Below are 20,388 nucleotides of genomic sequence, written 5' to 3' on the forward strand. Positions count from 1 at the left end.
TATGACTTCAGAACTCACTCCGCAGAATATGACGTTAAGGTCATGGCTTGCTTTATTCATTCTGGCAATTTCAACCTTTACTATTGTCACCACCGAACTGGCGCCAGTCGGATTATTAACGCCAATCGCAGAGGGGCTACAGTCTTCGGAATCTGCGGTGGGCATGACCGTGTCGCTTTATGCCTGGGTGGGGGCGTTGAGTGCGCTGTTTGCCTCCGTCTTTTTAGGGAATGTGGCCAAGAAGCGGCTTTTACTTGTGCTCACCGTGGTACTTTTGGTCTCTAACGTTATGGCTGCGACGGTAAACGTCTATAGCATGCTGCTTAGCGCCCGCGTACTGGGAGCGCTTGCTCACGGCGCATTCTGGGCGATGATCGGCGCAACGGCGGTGGCTATGGTCCCTGCCAGATATATAGGGGCGGCGACGTCAATCGTATTTGGTGGTGTTTCCGCAGCAAGCGTTTTTGGCGTACCGGTATCCAACTATATTGGTATTCACTTCGGCTGGCGGCAGGCATTTTGGCTGATGGCCGCGCTGAGCGTAATTGCCTTTGTGGGTATTAGCGTTCTTGTTCCCAGGATTACCAGCAAAAGCGCGCTCGGGCTGGATGCGCTTAAAGGCGTGCTGAAATCGTCAACATTATGGAAAATTTACTCAGCAACCTTGCTGGCTGTGACGGCTCACTTTGCTGCCTTTACGTACATTGAACCCTGGCTACACACGCAGAGTTTACTGTCCACCACCATTATTCCTGCTGTGCTTTTTGTTTACGGCATCGCGGGTCTGGCAGGTAATTTCCTGACCGGCGTGTTGATTGATAAGTATCTCAAGCTGACGGTCTCTTTGTCTGTACTGCTGATCTGTGCAGTGCTGCTGTTCCTGGGCCTGTCTGGTTCCTCGCTCTCTGCTGCGTTGATATTTACCAGTATGGTTGTCTGGGGTGTCGCCGTATCAGGAATATTTGTCGGTTTCCAGACGTGGGTTTTACGTATGGCAGAGGATAAAGCCTTCCCGGCCTCCGCAATCTACGTTTCATTTTTCAATACCGCCATTGGTATCGGTGCGTCAGTCGGTGCCTGGATGGTTTCATCATTTTCAATGCCGCTCCTGTATATCGTCGCCGGTACGGCCATCGGTCTGTCCGTTCTGCTTGTCGCGGTTATTCCGGCAACGTTAACCGCAAAACAATCCCGTATGGAGAAATCTTATGAGTCAAATTAATGACCGCACGCGCTATGGCAGAGAGATTATGGACCGTCTTGAAGCGGGGCTCGCGGATAAAGTCACCCGCCGCCTGAGCGAGCTGGACCCGGGGCTGCCCGCCCTGATTACCGACTATGCGTTCGGGGATGTGGTGGGTCGTCCGGGACTGGATCTCAAAACGCGCGAAATGTTGACCGTCGCCTCGCTTGTGACGCTGGGTAATGCCATGCCGCAGCTAGAACTGCATATGCGAGGCGCGCTCAATACCGGCGTGACGCCGGAAGAGCTGCTTGAAATTGTGATACAGATGGCGGTATATGCTGGCGTTCCCGCCTGCATGAATGGTCTTACTGCATACCGCGCGGCAATGGCCGCGACGGGCCATACTTTGCCAGGACTGAAGGGAAGCGACGCATGAGCGAGATTGTTATTATTGCAGCCCGCCGCACGGCGACGGGCGCATTTCAGGGCGCGCTTGCGGAGCATTCAGCCTCTGACCTGGGAAGCCGCGTTATTCAGGCGCTCCTGAAAGAATCTGGCGTAGAAGCCAGTGATATCTCTCAGGTCATTATGGGACAGGTACTTACTGCGGGGTGCGGCCAGAACCCGGCCCGACAGTCGGCACTGAATGCTGGGTTGCCCGTAGATACGCAATGTCTGACGGTAAACAAAGTGTGCGGGTCCGGGCTTAAGGCGGTCCATCTTGGCATGCAGGCGCTGCAGACGGGGGAGGCTGAGTTTGTTATCGCCGGTGGTCAGGAGAGCATGTCCAACGCGCCGCATATCGCCACGACGTCGCGTAGCGGAACGCGGCTGGGTGATATTACTCTCAAAGATAGCCTGGTTTCTGACGGGCTCTGGGATGCCTTCAACGATTATCACATGGGTATCACTGCAGAGAATGTTGCGACGGAGTTTGGTATCAGCCGCGAAATGCAGGATGAATATGCCCTTGTCTCTCACCACAATGCGCTTGAAGCGCAGGCGCGTGGCATTTTTGAGTGTGAAATTGTCCCGGTTGAATGGCAGACGCGAAAAGGTGAAACGATCAGCGTGGAGAGGGATGAAGGACCCCGTGCAACCAGTATCGAAAAATTGACGAAACTGAAGCCTGTCTTCCGAAAAGAGGGTACGGTGACGGCGGGAAATGCTTCATCGTTGAATGACGGTGCTGCGGCGGTCCTGCTTTGTACGCGTGAGACTGCCGAAGCACGTGGTTTGCCGGTTCTGGCATCGCTGGGCGTATTTTCCAATTCCGGTATCCAGCCGGCATTAATGGGTGCAGCCCCGATTCAGGCCATTGCCGACTGTCTTTCCCGCTCGGGATGGAAGCCTGAGGATGTCGATCATCTCGAATCCAACGAAGCGTTTGCCGCCCAGGCGTTGGCCGTGATTCAGCGGGCCGGGATTTCCCCGGATCGTATCAATCCATACGGCGGGGCAATCGCGCTTGGGCATGCGATAGGTGCATCCGGCTGCCGAATTTTGGTGACGCTGGTTCATTCCCTGATCCGTAATGATGCCAGGCGTGGCGTTGCCGCACTGTGCGTTGGCGGCGGGGAAGGCGTCGCGTTGAGCGTTTATCGCTAACGGCGTATCTGTAGATATAAAAAAACCGGGGAAACCCGGTTTTTTATTTTCAAGATGCTGTATCAGGCATTCACGCCCTTCATACCCTCAGCAGAATAACGATCGCCTTTAATCGCTACCCGGCGATGAAGGTTGTTCAACGATTCGATATCGCTCTTCTCAAGCACAATATCGGCAGCGCGCGCGTTCTCGGCCAGATAGCTGACGTGCTTAGTACCCGGAATGGGAACCAGCCGATCGTATTGTGCTAACAACCAGGCAAGCGCAATCTGACCTGCGGTACAGCCGTATTTTGTCGCCAGCGGGGTAATGATATCGAGCAACTGGCGATTATGATCGAGACTGGACTGAACAAATCGTTCGTTATTCTTGCGGAAATCACCTTCTGCAAAATCGTTGTTGTTCAGGTATTTTCCCGTCAGGAAGCCCCTGCCAAGAGGTGAGTAGGGCACCAGGCCGATACCTAGCGCTTTCACGACCGGCAAAATGTTTTCCTCGATGTCTCGTGTCCACAGAGAATATTCTGTTTGCAATGCGGTGACCGGATGCACCGCATGCGCCCGTTGCAGCGTTGAAGCCGACACTTCGCAAAGGCCGATGTGGTTGATCTTACCCTCTTTAACAAGGGTGCGCAGGCAATCCATACTCTCTTCGATCGGGGTTGCGTTACTCACCCTGTGAAGGTAAAAGAGGTCGATTCGCTCCACGCCAAGCCGCTTAAGGGATTCGTTACAGCAGCGGATGATATAGTCCGGCGTATTGTTGATGGTGCGGGCGTAGGAGTCGTCAGGAGAGCGATCGATGCCGCACTTCGTGGCGATTTTGAACTGGTCGCGAGTGTTTTTATCCAGCCCGGCAAGAAAGTGACCGATTAGCCTTTCATTATGGCCACGGCCATATAAATTTGCGGTATCAATAAACGTCACGTTCAAATCGATGAGGTTATGCAATACCTGCAGTGAGCCTTTGTCATCAGTCTGGCCATAAAATTCACTCAGACCCATGGCACCGTAGCCGATGGCACTGACGGTAAGATTTTGAGATAAAGTACGTGTTTTCATAGTTTCTCCTTTTCAGACCCTATGATTGTTTCACCTCAATTGTGGTTACTGAATTTTCATTTTCGTTATGCTGAAAAGGTATCAGTCACCGCCGCTCTACCTTCCGAATCATTAAAAACGACAAAAGTTGTCTAAACGTTAAATTCGTCACACTTTTGATGATAAACTGCGCGACTTTTCCGCACGTTTTTATCTTCAGGTGATGCCATGACAGAACATATCCAGCCCACAACCAGACCGCAGACCAAAGAGGTGTCGCGCCCCAACTGGTCGGCGGTTTTCTCCGTGGCGTTCTGCGTCGCCTGCCTGATTACCGTTGAGTTTCTACCGGTAAGCCTGCTGACGCCGATGGCGCAGGATCTGGGCATTTCCGAAGGCGTGGCGGGGCAGTCGGTCACCGTGACCGCGTTTGTGGCGATGTTCGCCAGCCTGTTTATCACCCAGGTCATTGGCACTATCGACCGCCGCAAAGTGGTCATTCTGTTCAGCGTGCTGCTGACGGCATCCTGCCTGCTGGTCTCCTTCGCGGAAAGCTTCACCCTGCTGCTGCTCGGTCGCGCCTGTTTGGGGCTGGGATTAGGCGGCTTCTGGGCGATGTCGGCCTCGCTGACCATGCGCCTTGTGCCCGCGCGCACCGTGCCAAAAGCGCTGTCCGTTATCTTCGGCGCGGTCTCTATTGCGCTGGTGATTGCCGCGCCGCTGGGCAGCTTCCTCGGTGGGATTATCGGCTGGCGTAACGTCTTTAACGCGGCGGCGGTGATGGGTTTGCTCTGCATCATTTGGGTGTGGAAAGCGCTGCCGTCCCTGCCGGGTGAAGCGGCGCACCACAAACAGAACATGTTCGCGCTGCTCAAGCGCCCCGGCGTGCTGGCGGGGATGACCGCCATCTTTATGGCCTTTGCCGGGCAGTTTGCCTTTTTCACCTACATCCGCCCAGTGTTTATGACCATGGCGGGCTTTGACGTGGACGGCCTGACGCTGGTGCTGCTGAGCTTCGGTATCGCCAGCTTTGTCGGCACGTCGCTGTCGTCCCAGTTCCTGAAACGCTCCCTGAAGGTGGCGCTGGCGGGGGCGCCGCTGGTGTTGGCGCTGAGCGCGGCGGTGCTGGTGCTGTGGGGCAGCGATAAGTGGGTCGCGTCGGCGATTGCGATTATCTGGGGCTTTGCCTTTGCGCTGGTGCCGGTGGGCTGGTCGACGTGGATCACCCGAACGCTGGCCGATCAGGCGGAAAAAGCCGGGTCGATTCAGGTGGCGGTGATCCAGCTGGCGAACACCTGCGGCGCGGCCATTGGCGGCGTGGCGCTCGACCATCTGGGGCTGACGTCACCACTGGTGATTTCCGGTACGCTGATGCTGCTGACGGCACTGCTGGTGGCAGGGAAGGTGAAGGCGCGTTGATTGATAAACAGTCACTACATCGATATACTTGTACCGTAACTTGTACAGGAGGAAATATGCAGGTTGTGACGTTTACCGAAGCACGAAGCCGACTCAAAGATGTGTTGGACGACGTGAATGACAATGTGGAGACAACCATCATCAGCCGCCGAAACGGGGGGGATGCGGTGGTTATGTCTCTGCAGCACTACAACTCAATGATGGAAACCATCCATCTGATGAGTTCGCCTGCCAACGCCAGTCGACTGATGGAGTCAATCGCACAGGCAAATTCCGGAAAAACCACGCAGAGGGATCTGATAGATGACCAGGCTACTGATTTGGACTGATAACGGCTGGGATGATTACCTGTGGTGGCAGGAGCAGGATAAGAAAACGCTTCGCAGAATCAATAAATTGATTGAAGATGCGAAGCGTCAACCCTTCGATGGCCTGGGTAAGCCGGAACCGCTTAAAGGTAACCTTTCCGGATACTGGTCCCGCCGAATCAATGATACTGACCGTCTGGTTTACGGGGTGTCGGATAGCGCTCTTACTATTTTAATGTGCCGCTACCACTATTATTCGTAGATCACGCCGATGTCCTCATCCGTCTTCTCGAATCCATCGAGATCAACACCACCGACGACACAATCAATAGCGTTCCCAGCCAGTCCGGCAGGGTGAAGGCCACCCCCAGCAGGATCACCGACAGTAACGCGCTGCTCAACGGCTCGGCGCAGCTCAGAATGCTCGCCTTCGGCCCGCCGATCATCTGCGCGCCTTTCAGGTACAGGCTGAACGTCAGCGCGGTGCCAATCACCACCAGGTAGAAAAACGCCAGCAGCAGGCCGCCGTCAATCACGAAAGTGGTGCCGCGCCCGGCGTAGAACGGCGTCAACATTAACCCGGCAATCAACATGCTCCAGCCGACAATCGGCAGCGTGCCGTAGCGGGCAATCAGCGCTGACGGATAGGTTGTGTAAAACGCGGCGGCAAACGCCGAGGCGATGCCGAAGAACAGCGCGGCAGGGGAGATGGAGAGGGAGGTTGGGTCGCCGTGGGTCACCAGCAGGAAGGTGCCGATCAACGACGTAAAAATCGCTGACAGGACAAACACGCCGGGACGCGTTTTCCGCGCAAGGGCGAACCACGCCACAATGATGGTCGGCGACAGGAACTGGAGCACGGTCGCCGTAGCGGCGTTGGATTTTTCAATCGTCAGCAGGAAGGTGAGCTGCACGGTGAGCGCGCCGACCAGCGAGAAAAACAGCAGACTGAGGGCGTCTTTACGATGCTTGATGATCGAGAAAATCTTGTCGCCGTGAACGAAGGAGAGCGTCAGCAGGATCACGCCGGTAAACAGCAGGCGAATCATGGTCAGGTAAGGCGAAGAAATGTGGCTTTTCTCCATGATGTACTGCGCGCAAACGCCGGAACTGCCCCATAAAACGGCGGCGATCAGGACGTTCAGCATCCCTTTGCGTGTGGAACCCATGTTCTCCCCTGCTATGTTGTCGTTAATTGGCCAACAGCATAGCATGGTTGTGTGCGGCTTGATGCCCTCACCCCCGTAGGCCGGGTAAGCGTAGCGCCACCCGGCATGTTGTTGACCTTAGAACCACGCCTCCCACATCGCGCCGACGTTGAAGTCGTCGAGCGTCTCGTCTTTGGTATTGTTCACGCGCGCGGTGCGTTCATTATCCACCTTGCCGCCGGTGACGTAGAAGCGCAGCATCGGACGGAACTCAGGCCCCATGGCGATAGACATGTTCTGCGACAGGGTCAGCTTCCAGCCCTTGTTGTCGCCGCCGTTGTCGTAGTCAACGTGCTGCCAGCCTGCTTCCAGCCAGGTGGAGTGAACATCGTTCCACCAGTGCATCGGGCGCACGATGGCGTTGTAGTTCTTGCGGTTATCAGTCTTATCGCGGCTGTTGTCGTAGTCGTGGAAGGCGAGGATGTACTCCACCTGCGTGGCCTGGGTGAATTTATACAGCCCTTCGAAGCTGGCGTAGACCGTGGTCAGATCTTCGGTTTTGTTGAACACGCTGTTGTCCGCGTTATCGGAGTAGCGGGCGATCACCTTGTTCACGCCGCTGTCGTTGGTGTGGCTCAGCACCACGCCGCCCTGCCAGGCGTTCAGACGCTCGTCGCTCTCCACCGCTTTGGAGTCAAAGCCGTAGTTGGCGTACAGCTCCATGTCGATCGGGCCGAGCTTCATGCCGTGGATTTTGGAGGTCGCGGCGTAGTTGCCCTTGTCGCCCGTGCCGGAACCGCCGGTACAGGTGATGCGCGACGGGTTCGCTTCATCTTCCATCACTTCCGGGCTACAGGATTCGACTGCCGCCACGGCAGCCACGTCAAACTGCACGCCGCCGATGTCGAAGTTCTTCACGCCCGCGCCCTGGCCGTCGTGGTTCATCCAGAAGTAATCGTTGATGCCCTGCTGCGGACGCTGGTGGAAGTCACGACCGGCCCAGAAGTAGGCATTTGGGTTGGAGGCCATAATGTTGGTCACCCCCGCGTAGGCTTTTTTCAGGTTAACCTCGTCGCCCCAGTGGTCGATCATCACGTTGATGTCCCAGATGGCGCCGTTGTCCCCTTTGAAGACCTTGGAGAGCTGGAATTCCCCGCCGTTACCTTCGTTACCCAGACGACCAATCGCGGACGCGCCGTTGTAGGAGCCGTCCACCGCCACGTATTTCTGATCGGCGGCCTGGAAGTGCGCGCCGTAGCGGGCGTAGCCGGTGAATTTAATGCCGAACGGGATCGCCATATCCGGGGATTGCGCCGCGCTTTGCGGCTCGGTCACCACGTCCGCTTTTTTCGCAACCGCCGCATCCATTTTGGCCTGACGCTCGGCCAGAGCTTTATCTACCGCTTTCGCCACAATGGCGTCGATTTGCTCCTGGGTAAATTCTTGTGCGAGTACGGAAATTGGGCAAAGCGCGGCGATAACCGCCATGGTTAATGGAAGTTTTTTAATCGTATTCATGGTTATCTCAATATAGTTTAATTTTATTCAGACAATAACCATCCCGCTCCGATCTGACAGAGTATGTCGCTATCATCAGAACAAGTGGATCTCTATTTAGGGTACAGAGGTATTACATTAATTTTATTTCGCCATAGACTATCTCTGATATAAATGAATTATTTCTTCAGACAATTCACGCGCTAATAAGGAATTCATTAAATGATCCTGCGCGTGCACCATGATTAACGTCATCGGCTGGCGGCCTTCGCCCGCATCCTGCTCGATCAGTTTGGTCTGCATCTTGTGCGCCTGGCGCGCGTAGCCGTCGGCTTCGTGCAGCAGGCTTTTGGCCTCGTCAAAGTTGCCCTGACGCGCCGCGTGCAGCGCTTCAAAGCACAGGCTGCGGGACTGTCCGGCGTTGACGATAATTTCCATTACGGCTTCTTCTAGTGCGATCATCATTATTACTCTTTTTCAAAACTATTATTTAAGGCGGTGGCGGCAAACCACTCTCCGCTTTTCTTAATGGTGCGCTGCTGCGTCTCTAAATCGAGCTGGATAAATCCGTAGCGATTTTTATAGGCATTACACCACGACCAGTTATCAATAAATGTCCACATATGGTAGCCAAGGCAATTGCACCCTTCGCTAATCCCTTTATGCAGCCACGTTAAATGCTCAGAAATAAACTCGATGCGGTAGTGATCGTTAATCTGGCCATTTTCAATAAAGCGCTGTTCATTTTCGACGCCCATGCCGTTTTCAGAAATAAAGCAGCGAGGGTTGCCGTAATTGTCGCGCAGGTTAACCAGAATATCGTAAATACCCGGCGCGTAGATTTCCCAGCCGCGGTACGGATTCATCTTGCGGCCCGGCATCTCGTAGTTATCAAAGAACCACTCCGGCATAAACGGCGCCTGCGGGTTCACCGCGCTGTCGCGACACTTCACGCGACGCGGCTGATAGTAGTTCACGCCGAGCAGGTCGATTTTCCCTTCCGCAATCAGGAAGCCGTCTTCCGGCTTGCAGGCGGGCAACTGATCGTAGGATTTCAGCAACGCCACCAGGTCGGCCGGATACTCCCCGCGCAGTACCGGGTCAAGGAAGCTGCGGTTAAACATCAGGTCCGCGATGTGTGCCGCCTTCACGTCCGCCGGGTTCTGCGAGCGCGGGTAGGACGGCGTCAGGTTCAGCACGATGCCGATCTCACCCGCGTAATGTCCGGCGCGGTAAGCCTGAACGGCCTTCGCGTGGGCCAGCACGGTGTGATACGCCACGGTGGCCGCCCGGCGGAAATCCACCACGTTAGGATAGTGGAAGTCGTACAGATAACCGCCCTCCACCGGGACGATCGGCTCGTTGAAGGTAAACCAGTGCAGCACGCGGTCGCCAAACAGCTCGAAGCAGATCTGCGCATAGCGGGCGTAAGCGTCCACCACGTCACGGTTTTCCCAGCCGCCGATCTCCTGCATCGCCATCGGCATGTCGAAATGGAACAGGGTGATAAACGGCGTGATGCCCTGTTCATTCAGCTCATCAATGACCTGATTGTAAAAATCGACCGCTTCCGGGTTCACTTCACCGATACCGTCGGGGATCAGGCGTGCCCAGCTAATCGAGGTACGAAAGCTGTTGTGGTTCAGCTGCTTTAACAGCTGAATGTCCGTTTTCCAGTTTTGATAAAACGTGGAGGTCTGCTGCGGCCCCACGCCGTTGTGAAAACGGTTCGGCTCGCGGGCAAACCAGTAATCCCATGTGGTTTCCCCCTCTCTTGCCCCTTCGGTCTGGAGAGCGGAGCTTGCGCTGCCCCACCAGAAGTTATCGGGAAATGCGTATTTCATGTCCTTTCCTCTTTGACTTAATTGCTTGCGGCTTCAGCAGTACCGACGGTTGCCTGGGCCTTCTGCTCTTCGTTTTTCATCAGCGTACGCTCATAGGCGCGCAGGAACGGCAGGTACATCAGCGCGGACATCACCATACAGACCAGGCACATTATCACCGGACTGAGCGCCCAGTTTGCCGCCCATGAGGCACCAATCGGCGCGGGGGTGGTCCACGGGGTTAATGACACCACCTGAGCCAGCCAGCCGAGCTTCGTTGCGCCGTACGCCAGGCAGGCATTGACCAGCGGAACAAACACGAACGGGATAAACAGCATCGGGTTCATGATGATCGGCGCGCCGAACAGAATCGGCTCATTGATGTTAAAGAAGCTCGGCACAATGCCCATTTTGCCGATGGTGCGCAGGTGCGTGGCGCGGCTGCGCAGCAGCAGGAACGCCAGCGGCAGCGTGGAGCCTACGCCACCAATCAGCAGGTAGTGATCCCAGAAGCCCTGCAGGTAAACGTGCGGCAGTGCCGCGCCTGCGGCGAGCGCCGCCTGGTTTGCGGAGAGGTTCGCCATCCAGAACGGGTTCATGATGCCGGTGACAATCAGCGAGCCGTGAATACCGGCAAACCAGAAGATCTGGCACAGCAGCACGGAGAGCAGTATCGCGGGCAGGGAGTCAGATGCGGATACCAGCGGCTCCAGCAGGTGCATGATCGCCTGCGGGATGATCATTCCGGTCTGCGCTTCAATGAACAGGTTCAGCGGGTGCAGCGTACCGATCACCACCATCACCGGGATCAGGATCTCAAACGAACGCGCCACGCCGGTGGGCACTTCCTTCGGCAGGCGGATGGTCACATTGTTCTGCTTCAGCCACGCATAGACGCGGGTGGCGTAAATCGCGGTGATAAGCGCGGTAAAGATGCCCTGACCGGAGAGATACTGGGTCGAGATTTTACCGTCGGCATACGGCGCGGCGACCAGCAGGAAGGCCATAAAGGCCAGCAGGCCGGACATCACCGGGTCGAGGTTAAACTGACGCCCCAGGCTCGCCCCAATCCCCACCGAAATGAAGAAGGTCATCACGCCCATGCTGAGGTTAAACGGCAGCATCAGCTGGTCGCGGTAGGTCTGGGAGAAATCCAGCCAGCCGCGGGCGAAGCTGTTGGTGGTATCCGCCGAGAACGGCGGGAAGATGAACACCAGCATAAACGAGCCGATGATCATAAACGGTAGCGCGGCGGTAAAGCCGTCGCGGATGGCAATCACATACTTTTGCTGACCCAGCTTTGCGGCCAGCGGGGTAATTGACTGCTCAATCACCGCGACCATGGATTGATATAACGAACTCATGTGAACACCTTTTAGTGTGCCGCTTCGATGAGCGACAGAGCATAGTCCAGTACTTTATCGCCACGTTGCATGCCGTAGTCCATCATGTCGATGGGCTGTACCGGAATGCCTTTCGTAGCCGCCTTGTCTGAGAGTGTCTGTAACATGTATTTCACTTGCGGTCCGAGAAGTACCACCTGGTATTGCGGAAACTGCGTATCAAATTCGGAAACACCGTACGCATCAATCTTCACCGGCAAACCACGTTCTTTCGCGACATCGACCATTTTGCTGACCAGCAGGCTGGTGGACATCCCGGCAGAGCAACACAGCATAATCTTGAACATCGACAACCATCCTCTAAATGTAAATAGTTATTGCGAGGATGATTGGACATGATACGGAAACCGGTTTCCATTTATAAAAAGCAGAACTGTGATAACCATCAAGATCCAATACTTATGAGGCTAATTAACCGGATGTGTGTCACATAATTTGGCTGTTTTAACATCATTTTGAGTGGAAACGGAAAATCGGTTTCCATGAAAAACGGAAACGGATATACTCCGTTCTGGCTATAATGTGAGCCGTAGCGGTCATGGAATTTGCAGGCGCGAGGTTAGCCTGCCAGGGGAAAGAGATGTCGACAATCAATGATGTATCACGTCTGGCCGGGGTGTCTAAAGCCACGGTATCGCGAGTGTTGAGTGGGTCACGTGGCGTTAAGGAAGCCAGCCGTCAGGCCGTGCTGAAGGCGGTGGATGAGCTGAACTACCGGCCTAACGTGATTGCCCAGTCGCTGCTGAGCCAGTCGACGGGCTGCATTGGGGTGATTTGCGCGCAGGAAAACATTAACCAGACCACCGGGTATCTTTACGCGCTGGAAAAACAGCTCAGCCAGCACCAAAAACACCTGCTGCTGCGCTTCGCCCATAGCAAAGCGGAAGTGATGAATGCTCTCGAAGAACTCTCCTGCGGCCTGTGTGACGACATTCTGGTGATTGGCGCACGTTTCCCGCTGGACGTGGATATGGACAACGTCATTCTGGTGGACTGCATGGAGGCTGATAACTCCAACAGCATCCAGTTCGATCACGCCTTTGCCGCCGAAACCGCCTGTAACTATCTGACCAGCCAGGGGCGTCGCCAGATTGCGCTGATCCATCCCCACGGCAGCGGGTTTGCCGACCAGGTGCTGCTTGGCTATAAGCACGCGCTGGAGAAAAATTTCCTGCCCTTTAATCGCAACCTCGTCTTTATGGACGCGACCTCCTCGTCCGTTGCGCTTCAGGAATTACTCAACAACGCGTCCACGCTGAACTTCAACGCGCTGCTGGTGGCGGACGAGCAGGAAGCCCAGCGGGTGATCCCGCAGCTGCAGGCGTTTAATAAATCCGTACCGGACGACATTATGGTCTTTAGCCTGGCCGGCTCGCTGCACCTGCCGGGTATTCCGGTGATACCGGCGATTGAATATTCAATGGATGCCATGGCGGCGCGTATCGTAAGCTGGCTGACGGAGAAAACGCAGATGCTCGGGTCCTATGTTCTGCGCGGGGATCTCATCATTCCGGACGTGCGGAAGCGTTAAAACATTTTCCAGGCCGGGTAAGCGCAGCGCCACCCGGCGAGAACTCAATAATCTTCCAGACAATCCACCTGACCAACCGCAGCCCAGTAGGCGTCCAGGTTGTCGCGCTTCACGGCGGTGATGGCGTTTTTGATCAGCAGCTGATTGGCCTCGGACGACAAAATCATCTCCTGCCAGGCCTTATCGCTCTGCTTTTTCTGTGGCGTACAGGTTTTCTTAATATCTTTAAGGACCTGCTGCTTAATCTGCGCCTCTTTCGACGGATCCTCTTTTTCCTGAGCATGGACAAACGCGGCGAAGAGCAGACAAACCAGCAGGCAGACCAGGTGCGCAGCTTTCATCAACAACCCCCTTTAGACGTCACAGGCTTCCCATGAAATATATCGTTACATTCAGTGTAGCGATTCCAGTCGAAAGTATGATTTTCTCTTTTCTGCGCATGAGAATCGCCCACCGATAAGGTTACTGGATCCCCCCGCCCAGCGACTGCCACAGCGTGATGCGGTTCTCCAGGTCGGTTTGCTGCAGCGCAATCAGCGATTCCTGCGCCGACCACAGCGACCGCTGCGCGGTCAGTACCGTCAGATAATCCCCCGCGCCCGCCTTATAGCTGCGCGTTGCCACATCCAGCGTTTTTTGCTCGGCCGCCACGTATTCTCGCTGGGCATCAAGCTGCTCGCTGAGCGTTTCACGGCGCGCCAGCGCGTCGGCCACGTCTTTAAACGCGCTCTGGATGGCTTTTTCGTAGGTCGCAATTAACCCTTTTTTCTCGGCTTCTGCATAACGCAGCTGCGCCAGATTGTTGCCACCGCTGAACAGCGGCAGGGTGATGGACGGCGCGAATGACCAGACCTTCATCCCGTGGCTGAACAGGGAGGAGAGCGAGTCGCTGCCGACGCCCGCGCTGGCGGTCAGTGAAATGGTCGGGAAGAAGTTGGCGCGCGCCGCGCCGATATTGGCGTTGGCGCTCAGCAGGTTATGTTCCGCTTCCTGAATGTCCGGGCGGCGCAGCAGCGCGCTGGAGCTGACGCCCGCCGGGATCAGCGTGATGGCGTTGTTGCTCAGGCTCTCCAGCGTACCGGGCAGCAGGTTCTCCGGCACCGTATCGCCCGCCAGCAGATTGAGGGCATTTTTATCCTGCATCACCAGCGTCCGGTAGCTCGCTACGCTGGCGCGCGCCTGCTGGTAAACCGCCATCGCTTCACTGACGTCCGTAGCCGCCGCGACGCCCACTTCCTGCTGGCGCTTCACAATCTTCAGCGAGTTTGCCGCGCTCTCCATTGTGGATTTCGCCAGCGCCAGGTTGCTGTTATCCGCCGCCAGCGTCACCCAGGCCGTGGTCAGCTCGCTAACCATCGTCAGGCGCGTGTTCTGCGCGGTGAACTCGCTGGCAAGCCAGGTTTCACGCGCGGCGCGGGAGAGGCTCTGGTTGCGGCCAAACAGATCCAGCTCGAAGCTGGAGACTGCGCCGTTGGCTTCGTCGCTGGTGGTCACGCCGCTTGCCAGCGTGCGGCTGCGGGTGTGGCTCAGCTCGGCGTCCGCCGTCGGAAACAGGGACGAGCGCGTTTCACCGTACTGTGCGCGGGCGGCGTCGATATCCGCGATCGCTTTTTGCACGTCGCGGTTGCTGTTCAGCGCCATCGTCACCACGCTTTTCAGCCTCGCGTCGTTCATCACCTGCTGCCACTGGCTCAGCACGGCGGTGGCTTCGCCGTGCGCGCCGGGCAAGGTCGCCGGGACGGGAGCGTCCGGGCGTTGATAGGTAGGGTCTAACGACACACACCCTGCGCTCAGCAGGGCTAACGCTAAAACAGTGACACGAAACATTATGACCTCCGGTTCGCGTGTTTACCGGAGAACAGACGTTTCACCAGTACAAAGAATAAAGGGACGAAGAAGATCGCCAGCAGCGTCGCGGCCAGCGTTCCGCCGATAATGCCGGTACCAATTGCCACGCGGCTGTTGGCACCGGCACCGGTTGCAACGGCCAGCGGCGTCACCCCTGCGATAAACGCCAGCGACGTCATGATGATGGGACGCAGACGCGTCTGGGCGGCACGCAGGGCGGCGCGCGTCAGGGAGTAACCTTCTGCAACTTTGGCTTCGGCAAACTCGACAATCAGGATGGCGTTCTTCGACGACAGGCCGATAGTGGTGAGCAGCGCCACCTGGAAGTAGACGTCATTGCTCAGGCCGCGCAGGGAGGCGGCAAGCGCCGCACCCAGCACCCCAAGCGGGATCACCAGGATGACCGAAATCGGCACCGACCAGCTTTCATACAGCGCCGCCAGACACAGGAACACTACCAGGATCGAGAGGGCATAAAGGCTCATTGCCTGACCGCTCGCCAGTTTTTCCTGTAAGGACAAACCGCTCCACGCCCAGGTGCTGCCGGACGGCAGGCTGTTTGCCAGCTGCTCCATTTTGCTCATCGGCGTGCCGGAGCTCGCGCCGCTGGCGTTTTCGCCCTGTATCTCATACGCCGCCGAGCCGTTGTAGCGCACCAGGCTTTCCGGGCCATACTCCCAGCGCGTGGTGGCGAAGGCGGAGAACGGGGTCATGGTGCTGTCGCTGCCGCGCACATACCATTTGTTGAGATCGGACGGCACGGCGCGATAGTCGCTGTCGCCCTGGATGTAGACCTTTTTCACACGGCCGCGATCGATAAAGTCGTTCACGTAGGTCCCGCCCCAGGCGCTGGCGAGGGTGTTGGTGACGTCGCTCAGGGACAGCCCCAGCGACACGGCCTTGTTGTTGTCGATATCCACCTGAAGCTGCGGCATCTGCGGCAGATCGTTGGCGCGCACGGCGTGCAGCGAGCTGTCCTGGTTGGCTTCGCCAATCAGCTGGTTACGCAGTTTCAGCAGCGCGTCGCGGTCGGTGCCGCCGCTGGCCATCAGCTCAAAGGTAAAGCCGTTGCTCTGGCCCAGGCCATCCACCGCCGGCGGCGTCATCGCAAAGATGGTCGCATCGCGGATGGTGCTCAGTTCCTGCGTGGCACGCAGGGCGATGGCCTGAGCTGTGTTTGCATCGCCTTTACGCTCTGACCAGTTCTTCAGGGAGACAAACGCCATCCCGGCGTTCTGGCCGCTGCCGCTGAAGCTGAAGCCTTCAATGGTGAAGATCACGTTGGTGTTGGCTTTCTCTTTGGTGAGGAACCACTCGCGCACCTGGCGGCTGACTTCGGCGGTACGTACCGTCGTCGCGCCGGCTGGCAGGGTGTACTGCACCATGATTTCGCCCTGGTCTTCCGTCGGCAGGAAGCTGCCCGGCAGCTTAAGCATGGCGAAGCCCATCGCGCCGCAGAGCAGGGCGTAGATGACCAGCATGCCGCCGGAACGGCGCAGAGCGCGCAGCACCTTGTTCTGATAACCGCGCTCGGTCCTGCTGTAGAAGCGGTTAAACGCGCCGAAGAAGCCTTTTTTGTGCGGCGTCGTGTGGCTCAGAATCGAGCCGCAGAGCGCGGGCGTCAGGGTCAGCGCCACCACCACGGAGAGGAACATCGCCGAAATAATGGTGACCGAGAACTGACGGTAAATCACCCCGGTGGAGCCGCCGAAGAAGGCCATCGGCAGGAATACCGCAGAGAGCACCAGCGCAATGGCGACCAGCGCGCCGGAGATTTCGCCCATCGATTTCTCGGTGGCTTCCCGGGCGGGCAGCCCCTCGTCGCGCATAATACGCTCGACGTTTTCCACCACCACGATGGCGTCATCCACCAAAAGCCCTATCGCCAGCACCATCGCAAACAGCGTCAGGGTATTGATGGAGTAGCCGAACAGCGCCAGTACGCCGAAGGTACCCAGCAGAACGACAGGTACCGCCAACGCGGGGATCAGCGTCGCGCGGATGTTTTGCAGGAACAGGTACATCACCACCACCACGAGGACAATGGCTTCGAACAGGGTCTGAATCACGTCCTCAACGGAGATCTTGATGAACTCGGTGCTGTCCTTCGGGTAGGCCACGTCGTAGCCTTCCGGCATCGACTTTTTGAACTCGGCAATCTTGTCTTTCACCGCCGTCGCAGTGTTGAGCGCGTTCGCACCCGGTGAGAGCATGACTGCCATACCCGCCGCCGGGTGGCCGTTGAGCTTCGCGGTGGCGGTATAATCTTCGCTGCCCATCTCCACGCGGGCGACATCGCTGATGCGCACCACCGCGCCGTTGGATTGGCTCTTCACAATGATGTTTTTAAACTGATCCACCGTCTGCAGGCGCGACTGGGCGCGGACGGTGGCGGTCAGCTGCTGGGCGTTAGACGAGGGTAGCGCGCCGATTTTACCGGCGGAGACCTGCACGTTCTGCGCTTCAATCGCGCTCTGCACGTCGGACGGCATCAGCGAGTAGGACGCCAGCTTCGCCGGATCGAGCCAGATGCGCATCGCGTATTCCGCCCCGAACACCTGCAGGCTCCCGACGCCTTCCACGCGCGCCAGCGGATCCTGCATATTACTCACCAGCCAGTCGGCAATATCCGAGCTGCTGGCGGCGTCGGTTTTATCGTACACGCCCATGATCAGCAGGAAGTTGCTCTGGGATTTTTCGACGGTGATCCCGGACTGCTGCACCTCGGTGGGCAGGCGCGATTCCGCCTGCTGGACTTTGTTCTGCACCTGCACCTGAGCGGTGTCCGGGTCAGTGCCCTGCTCGAAGGTGACGGTAATGCTCACCGATCCGTCCGAGCTGCTGGTGGAGGTGAAGTAGAGCAGGTTATCCAGCCCGGTCAGCTGCTGCTCGATCACCTGCGTCACGCTGTTTTCCAGCGTCTGCGCGGAGGCACCGGTATAGGTGGCGGAGATTTTGATCGACGGCGGCGCAACGTCCGGGTACTGCGCGACTGGCAGCGTGCGGATGGCCAGCATCCCGGCGAGCATGATAAGAATAGCGATAACCCAGGCAAAGACCGGGCGACGCACGAAGAAACGGGAAAACATCAGGCGTTTCCTCCGTTGGCTTTCATCTCTTCGGCCTTCACTTCCTGCCCGGCGGTGACTTTGTCAGTACCTTCCACAATCAGCCTGTCGCCCGCCTTCAGCCCGCTCAGCACCAGCCATTTGTCGCCGTAGGTGTCCCCCGTTTCCAGCTGACGCTGCTCGACCTTGTTGCTGGCATTGACCACCAGAGCGGTAGCGGTGCCTTTGGCGTCACGGGTAATGCCCTGCTGCGGCGCGAGGATCGCGTCGCTCATGATGCCTTCATCCACCCTGGCGCGGACAAACATGCCCGGCAGGAGCTGATGCTGCGGGTTCGGGAAGACGGCGCGCAGCGTGACCGAGCCGGTTGATTCATCCACCGCCACTTCGGTTAACGCCAGGCGGCCTTTCTCGCTGTAGGTGCTGCCGTCTTCGAGGATTAACGACACGCTTAGCGTATCGCTATTGGTGGCAAGGGTTTGCTTGCGTAAACGCAGCAGATCGGCGCTGGAACGGGTTAAGTCGACGTACATGCTGTCCAGCCCGCGAATGGTGGCGAGCGCGGTATCCTGCTGGGCGGTGACCAGCGCGCCGGGGGTGACGGAGGAGATGCCGATGCGTCCGGCAATCGGCGCGGTGACGGTGGTCCAGTTGAGGTTAATGCGCGCGCTCTCCTGCGCGGCCTTCTTTGATTCAACGCTGGCCTTGTCCTGCGCGCAGGTGGACTTCGCGTCTTCTGCGTCCTGACGCGACACGCCGTCGTCTTTCACCAGCTGCGCATAGCGCTGGGCTTTCTGGCAGTCGGCCTGCACCAGCGCCTGGGCCTGTTTCAGCGCCGCGGCGGCTTCATCAAACGCCGCGCGGTAGCTGGAAGGGTCAATTTGATACAGCGCCTGTCCGGCCTTCACGGTATCGCCTTCGGTAAACAACCTCTTCTGAATAATGCCGCCCACCTGCGGGCGCACTTCGGCGCTCATGGCGGCGGTGGTGCGGCCCGTGAGCTCGCTGACGACGGAGACCGGCTGGCTCATGAGGGTGACAATCCCCACATCCGGAAGAGGATGCTGGGGAGCAGATGTTTGCGCATTATCGCACCCGGTCAGGAGGAGTAATGCCGCGATGGAGGTTGTTATGGTTTTCATAATCTTTTTCCAGGGTGAACGATGCCTGCCCTGTTAATCGCTTAACAGGGAGGAGGGCTATTTAAAGGCACAGCGATACCGCATCTCCGGCGTGGCCGGAAATGTTAAGTTGGGAAATTACTTATTCCCGCTAATTATTCACATGCGATTACTTCGCAGAGAAAAGCATATTTAAAATATTCTGATAGATAGGCTCTAATTGTTCTGACGGTACTTTTAAAGGCGCGAGTCGACGGTAAATCGTGCCTTCGATCATCACTGCGGTAATTTCCACGCAGCAGCGAATATGTTCATCGCTCAGATGGGGAAATTGTTTTTTCAGGTGCGCACAGGCGTTGGTAAACATCCGGGCATCGGCTGCGATCAGCATGGCCGCCACCTGCGGGTTACGGGTCGCCTCGGCAGACATTTCGAGCATCAACGCATCATCGTCTTCGTTGAGCGTCTGACGCCAGGCGAGCGCCTGTGGCATCCCTTCCACCACCGTTTTGTCCTGCATCCCTTCGATGCGTGAGTCGATAATGCGGCGGATCATCTCTTCAATAATCGCGTCTTTGTTACTGAAATAACGGTAAATTTGCCCGACACTAAGCTTCGCCTCACTGGCAATTTGCGACATGCTGGCGGCGTGAAATCCGCTGGCGCGAAAGCAGCGACGCGCGGCGGTGATGATTTCGTCCTGACGTTGTTTTTGTCGTTCTTCCAGCTTTGTGCTCATCGTCGTCTACCGTGTAAAAGTGAGAATGATCGTTCTCAGTATACGTTTTGGGTGCGTATTGGAAAGGCTTTTTTTATTTAGTTATTGAATGAATGTTTCTGTATTAAAAAAATGGAGGAAATTAGGAGTTTTTATGAAGGTTAAGCTGTGAGATATTCAAATTGCGCGGAAAATAAGGAGAGAAATATGCACCTGAGCATTACTTATAATGTAACACCCGCAGAAAAAGAAGAGCTATTTGTGGGGTTAAGAGCCTATAACGGACAGTTTATCGATCTGACAAACTTTAGCGGCGACATTGGCGTTTATGTACGAGACGATAAAGGCGTCATGCTCGGCGGGCTCATTGGAGTGCGTAAAGGCGACTGGCTGAATATCGACTTTCTCTGGGTCAGCGACACCGTGCGGGGTACCGGCGTGGGCAGCCAGCTTATCAAAACGGCGGAAGAGGAAGCCAGACGCAAAGGCTGCAAGCACGCGCTGGTGGATACCGTCAGCTTCCAGGCGCGTCCGTTCTATGAAAAACAGGGGTACCAGCTGCAGATGTCTTTGCAGGATTATCCGTACCCGGGCATGCAGCGACATTACCTGGCGAAAGCCCTTTAAGCTCTGAATCCGTAGGCCGGGTAAGCGCAGCGTCACCCGGCCA

Annotated in this window: 20 protein-coding genes; 8 read left to right on the forward strand and 12 right to left on the reverse strand. The window is 56.9% G+C overall.

The window, feature by feature from the left end; translation table 11 throughout:
* The first annotated feature begins 1 nt into the window (after nt 1).
* Genes IM299_RS17265 through IM299_RS17275 form a run of 3 tightly spaced genes read left to right on the forward strand, consistent with a single transcriptional unit; the run spans nt 2 to nt 2,794 of the window.
* Nucleotides 2–1,222, forward strand: coding sequence for an MFS transporter (locus IM299_RS17265; RefSeq protein WP_041911706.1), 1,221 nt, complete (start codon nt 2–4; stop codon nt 1,220–1,222).
* Nucleotides 1,209–1,622 (forward strand): carboxymuconolactone decarboxylase family protein, encoded by a 414-nt coding sequence (locus tag IM299_RS17270; RefSeq protein WP_028014973.1) that lies wholly within the window; start codon nt 1,209–1,211, stop codon nt 1,620–1,622. The genes IM299_RS17265 and IM299_RS17270 overlap by 14 nt, the downstream gene beginning before the upstream one ends.
* Complete coding sequence (locus IM299_RS17275) at nt 1,619–2,794, forward strand: acetyl-CoA C-acetyltransferase (protein ID WP_193357854.1); 1,176 nt, start codon at nt 1,619–1,621, stop codon at nt 2,792–2,794. Before IM299_RS17270 ends, IM299_RS17275 begins: the two co-directional genes overlap by 4 nt.
* A 62-nt stretch (nt 2,795–2,856) precedes the next feature.
* On the opposite strand, the gene IM299_RS17280 is transcribed toward IM299_RS17275, so the two are convergent.
* The gene (locus IM299_RS17280; protein WP_193357855.1) at nt 2,857–3,855 is read right to left on the reverse strand and encodes an aldo/keto reductase; all 999 of its coding nucleotides are present in this window, start codon (nt 3,853–3,855) and stop codon (nt 2,857–2,859) included.
* 207 nt (nt 3,856–4,062) lie between these two features.
* On the opposite strand from IM299_RS17280, the gene nepI reads away from it, so the two are divergent.
* Genes nepI through IM299_RS17295 form a run of 3 tightly spaced genes read left to right on the forward strand, consistent with a single transcriptional unit; the run spans nt 4,063 to nt 5,823 of the window.
* A complete protein-coding gene (gene nepI / locus IM299_RS17285; RefSeq protein WP_193357856.1) occupies nt 4,063–5,253 on the forward strand; it encodes a purine ribonucleoside efflux pump NepI in 1,191 nt (396 codons plus the stop codon).
* A gap of 56 nt (nt 5,254–5,309) precedes the next feature.
* A complete protein-coding gene (locus tag IM299_RS17290; RefSeq protein WP_045631197.1) occupies nt 5,310–5,582 on the forward strand; it encodes a type II toxin-antitoxin system Phd/YefM family antitoxin in 273 nt (90 codons plus the stop codon).
* Entirely contained in the window at nt 5,557–5,823 is a 267-nt protein-coding gene (locus IM299_RS17295) for a Txe/YoeB family addiction module toxin (protein ID WP_041911701.1), read from the forward strand. The genes IM299_RS17290 and IM299_RS17295 overlap by 26 nt, the downstream gene beginning before the upstream one ends.
* Nucleotide 5,824: 1 nt before the next feature.
* Here the strand turns inward: IM299_RS17295 and IM299_RS17300 are convergent, their stop codons facing one another.
* The 6 genes from IM299_RS17300 to IM299_RS17325 form a co-directional block, all read right to left on the reverse strand.
* Nucleotides 5,825–6,730 carry an EamA family transporter gene (locus IM299_RS17300; RefSeq protein ID WP_048957721.1) on the reverse strand — a complete coding sequence of 302 codons (906 nt, stop codon included), beginning with the start codon at nt 6,728–6,730 and terminating at the stop codon, nt 5,825–5,827.
* Between the two features lie 117 nt (nt 6,731–6,847).
* Nucleotides 6,848–8,227, reverse strand: a complete 1,380-nt coding sequence (locus IM299_RS17305) for a carbohydrate porin (protein WP_193357857.1) — start codon at nt 8,225–8,227, stop codon at nt 6,848–6,850.
* 138 nt (nt 8,228–8,365) lie between these two features.
* A complete protein-coding gene (locus tag IM299_RS17310; RefSeq protein WP_028014979.1) occupies nt 8,366–8,668 on the reverse strand; it encodes a PTS lactose/cellobiose transporter subunit IIA in 303 nt (100 codons plus the stop codon).
* Between the two features lie 5 nt (nt 8,669–8,673).
* Nucleotides 8,674–10,050: a glycoside hydrolase family 1 protein gene (locus IM299_RS17315; protein ID WP_136344023.1), complete on the reverse strand. Its 1,377-nt coding sequence runs from the start codon at nt 10,048–10,050 to the stop codon at nt 8,674–8,676.
* A 17-nt stretch (nt 10,051–10,067) separates the two neighbouring features.
* Nucleotides 10,068–11,393 (reverse strand): PTS sugar transporter subunit IIC, encoded by a 1,326-nt coding sequence (locus IM299_RS17320; RefSeq protein ID WP_041911697.1) that lies wholly within the window; start codon nt 11,391–11,393, stop codon nt 10,068–10,070.
* Between the two features lie 11 nt (nt 11,394–11,404).
* Nucleotides 11,405–11,719 carry a PTS sugar transporter subunit IIB gene (locus IM299_RS17325; protein WP_014830072.1) on the reverse strand — a complete coding sequence of 105 codons (315 nt, stop codon included), beginning with the start codon at nt 11,717–11,719 and terminating at the stop codon, nt 11,405–11,407.
* A gap of 293 nt (nt 11,720–12,012) precedes the next feature.
* Between IM299_RS17325 and IM299_RS17330 the strand changes: the two genes are divergently transcribed.
* Nucleotides 12,013–12,963, forward strand: coding sequence for a LacI family DNA-binding transcriptional regulator (locus IM299_RS17330; protein ID WP_041911696.1), 951 nt, complete (start codon nt 12,013–12,015; stop codon nt 12,961–12,963).
* Between the two features lie 44 nt (nt 12,964–13,007).
* On the opposite strand, the gene IM299_RS17335 is transcribed toward IM299_RS17330, so the two are convergent.
* The 5 genes from IM299_RS17335 to IM299_RS17355 all read right to left on the reverse strand — a co-directional run bounded on the left by IM299_RS17335 (nt 13,008) and on the right by IM299_RS17355 (nt 19,739).
* Nucleotides 13,008–13,304 carry a YicS family protein gene (locus IM299_RS17335; RefSeq protein ID WP_193357858.1) on the reverse strand — a complete coding sequence of 99 codons (297 nt, stop codon included), beginning with the start codon at nt 13,302–13,304 and terminating at the stop codon, nt 13,008–13,010.
* Nucleotides 13,305–13,425: 121 nt separating this feature from the next.
* Nucleotides 13,426–14,790, reverse strand: a complete 1,365-nt coding sequence (locus IM299_RS17340; protein WP_193357859.1) for an efflux transporter outer membrane subunit — start codon at nt 14,788–14,790, stop codon at nt 13,426–13,428.
* Nucleotides 14,790–17,900 (reverse strand): efflux RND transporter permease subunit, encoded by a 3,111-nt coding sequence (locus IM299_RS17345; RefSeq protein ID WP_193357860.1) that lies wholly within the window; start codon nt 17,898–17,900, stop codon nt 14,790–14,792. The genes IM299_RS17340 and IM299_RS17345 overlap by 1 nt, the downstream gene beginning before the upstream one ends.
* Nucleotides 17,900–19,021, reverse strand: a complete 1,122-nt coding sequence (locus IM299_RS17350) for an efflux RND transporter periplasmic adaptor subunit (protein ID WP_193357861.1) — start codon at nt 19,019–19,021, stop codon at nt 17,900–17,902. The genes IM299_RS17345 and IM299_RS17350 overlap by 1 nt, the downstream gene beginning before the upstream one ends.
* 148 nt (nt 19,022–19,169) lie before the next feature.
* Complete coding sequence (locus IM299_RS17355; protein WP_028014987.1) at nt 19,170–19,739, reverse strand: TetR/AcrR family transcriptional regulator; 570 nt, start codon at nt 19,737–19,739, stop codon at nt 19,170–19,172.
* Between the two features lie 186 nt (nt 19,740–19,925).
* On the opposite strand from IM299_RS17355, the gene IM299_RS17360 reads away from it, so the two are divergent.
* Nucleotides 19,926–20,345: a GNAT family N-acetyltransferase gene (locus tag IM299_RS17360; RefSeq protein WP_041911691.1), complete on the forward strand. Its 420-nt coding sequence runs from the start codon at nt 19,926–19,928 to the stop codon at nt 20,343–20,345.
* Nucleotides 20,346–20,388: the final 43 nt, after the last annotated feature.

Source organism: Enterobacter cloacae complex sp. P47BA (assembly GCF_014930485.1).
In the GTDB taxonomy this organism is placed as follows: Bacteria; Pseudomonadota; Gammaproteobacteria; order Enterobacterales; family Enterobacteriaceae; genus Enterobacter; species Enterobacter bugandensis.